At 39.8% G+C, this 2,799-nt stretch carries 2 protein-coding genes; one reads left to right on the plus strand and one right to left on the minus strand.

What is annotated here, in order from left to right; genetic code table 11:
• The first annotated feature begins 229 nt into the window (after positions 1-229).
• Entirely contained in the window at positions 230-1,030 is an 801-nt protein-coding gene (locus RUMCAL_RS08495; protein ID WP_040647651.1) for a PD-(D/E)XK nuclease family transposase, read from the plus strand.
• A 565-nt stretch (positions 1,031-1,595) separates the two neighbouring features.
• Here the strand turns inward: RUMCAL_RS08495 and RUMCAL_RS08500 are convergent.
• Positions 1,596-2,618 (minus strand): recombinase family protein, encoded by a 1,023-nt coding sequence (locus RUMCAL_RS08500; RefSeq protein ID WP_051343765.1) that lies wholly within the window; start codon positions 2,616-2,618, stop codon positions 1,596-1,598.
• Positions 2,619-2,799: the final 181 nt, after the last annotated feature.

Consider the following 2,799-nt stretch of genomic DNA (forward strand, 5'->3'; position numbering starts at 1 on the left):
CCTCAGCTGGCTCAGTTTTATTTTAGCAGATATAGGCTTAAAAAGAACTAAGATGAAATAGCCACTATTTTATCAATAGATTCTAGCACTTCCCCTAAATTGCGGAGCAGCTTCGGTTGCTCCGTATTTTTATATCAGGCAAAGATAATCCGGTGATTTGCACAAATTCGCCCTTGCATTTCACGTGGAAGTATGGTATACTAAAAGTGATAGAAAGGACGTGATTCCAATGGCAACTGAACAGGAAAAGAACCGGCGAGTGGCGGAGCAATTGCGGCTAATTGATGATGACTTCTTACGGCTCTATTTCAACGATAATCCGGAAGGCGTGGAGTATATCTTGAACATTTTGCTGGAGCGGCAAGACTTGAAGGTGCTGCACAGTGAAACACAATGTGAATATCGCAGCTTGTCTGGACGCTCCATTTCACTGGATATTTATGCGGAAGATACCAATGGAAAAAGATACAACATAGAAATTCAAAGAGCGGATTCCGGAGCAACACCAAAGCGTGCTAGATTCCACAGCAGTATGTTGGATACCAAACTGCTCCAAAAGAAAGAACCGTTCCGCAATTTGGCGGAAACTTTTGTGATTATGCTGACGGAACATGACATTATGAAGCACGGCTTGCCACTATATCATTATGATAGAATTTGTCGTGAAACCGGTGCGTATTTGGAAGACGATTCGCATATCATATACGTAAACGGAGCTTATCAGAATCCGAACGACAGCATTGGCAGACTGATGCACGACTTCCAGTGTGTGAATGCGAAGGATATGTACGCTGAAGAATTATCAGAACGTTTTCGATATTTCAAGGAAACCGAAGGAGGTATGGGCGAAATGTGTAAAGTTGTAGAAGAACGGGCGAAGGAATATGCAGCAGATGCATTGCAAAAAGAGAAGGTTGCGGATATCAGACGGATGTTAGACAAGCAGAAATACTCGCATGAGGAAATTGCAGAAAACTTGAATGTATCACTAGAACTCGTGGATGAGGTTGCAAGTGGCAAGGTTGCTTGAAATACTGCTTTAGAAATTAAAGTATAGGATGCTAATTCAAGCATCAGCCAAACAGTTAAACTTAATTTTTGAAACCGATTTTCAAATAGCAAACGATAACCCAAAATCGAGTGCCTCGCAAACGATAGCTCAATCCATGTACAAACAATGTCTGAAAACAGCCTCTAAAAACCAAACGATACCTTTGCTTATCGTTTGCGATTTGGCTCTCAATTTTCGCTTTTCTAGGCGATAGCAATCTCCTTGATTTTCAGCCGAAAAACAAAAAACCTCGCAGAATTGCGGGATTTTTGGGATTATTTTGTATCAAAATGAGAGCCCTTAGGCATAACCGCACTGCACAAATGATACAATTGTGCAGTGCTTTCTTTTTGGAAAAATGCCGAAAATGCGTGACTTTTTCGGTTTTATCAAGCAAAAACAGCCTGCTGTGGAGCGTTTTCCTGGCAGGCTGTTTGCATTTCTGAAACAATAAAAAAACGATAGGCTAAAATAAAACGATAGGTCGGGGCTATCGTTTTTTTGTTAAATCGGCGTATTTCTGCACTTTTTCTTTGTGTACTTATCATTCACTATATGATGAGTGATCTAACGTGCCATCGAATGGTTCTATGTCTGTTTCTGACATTATTTTCGAGCAGTATCGCTTTCCTGCCCGTTTCTTTTCTCCATTTTCGTCTATTACTACATTACTTCTTCGTTGCCGTTCGGATTGAACTGCATCAAAAATTTCTTTCGATATGATCTCAGGGTGCAACTGCTCTGCAAGATACTGATCTTTTTCTCCACAGTTGTTTCTCCGCTTTCGATTTGGGAATCCATCTGAATAGGTCTTTTTTAGCAGCACATTTCCGATATACTTTTCATTGGTTAGAATTTTTACAACTGTCTGTGTGCACCATTTTTTCTTTCCTGATGGCGTTTGAATTTGCCGTTTCTCCAGTTCTTTTATGATAGAAAGAATACTTCCGCCACGAAGATAGAAATCAAAAATCAAACGAACAACTTCTGCTTCTTCCGGACAGATTTCTAAAGTGCCGTTCTCATTCTTTCTGTATCCAAAGCATCTTCTGTTGTAAAGAAGCGATGTTCCATTTTGCATTCGCTTTTCAATTCCCCATCGAATATTCTCACTGCGGTTATAACTTTCTTCCTGTGCGTAGGCTTCAATTAAAGTGACAAGAAATTCGCTTTCACATTTTGAAGTGTCGATTTCTTCGTTCTCAAATATAATTCTGGCTCCAATGGCATTGAGTTCTCGAATCAGGCGGATTGTTTCAGCAGTATTCCGTCCAAATCTGCTGACGCTTTTTGTTAGAATGGTATCAACGTTTCCGGACCTGCAATCTTTCAATAATCTCTGTAATTCTGGTCTGTTATCATTTAATCCAGTATGAAAATCCAGATAAATATCAATCAGTATCCATCCTCTGCTGTGCAGAACTGTTCTTGTGAGATGAGATGCTTGGGCAGACATACTGCGAAGCTGCTCTGGCTGATTTGTACTTACTCTGCAATAAACACCAACTTTGGATAATCGTGGTAATTCATGGCGAACTGGAATCTTCGTTACGTTTCTTTCCTCCACACTGTTTTTTCTCCTTTGTCTATTTTCAGTTTCCTGAATAAACTCATTATAGCACACCCTTTGGGAAAGAACAAGGGCAAATCTGCGTAAAATCTCTGTGGATTAGTCTACTTTCAAAAAAATTGTATCTTTTGTAAAGTACGTCTAAAAAGTGAAATGCTCCCCTTTTGTTAGACAATAT

Origin of the sequence: Ruminococcus callidus ATCC 27760 (assembly GCF_000468015.1) — a bacterium.
Lineage (GTDB): Bacteria > Bacillota > Clostridia > Oscillospirales > Ruminococcaceae > Ruminococcus_C > Ruminococcus_C callidus.

Coding starts and splice junctions, on each gene's coding strand:
- RUMCAL_RS08495 (WP_040647651.1), top strand. CDS start 230: ATGGCAACTGAACAGGAAAAGAACCGGCGAGTGGCGGAGCAATTGCGG.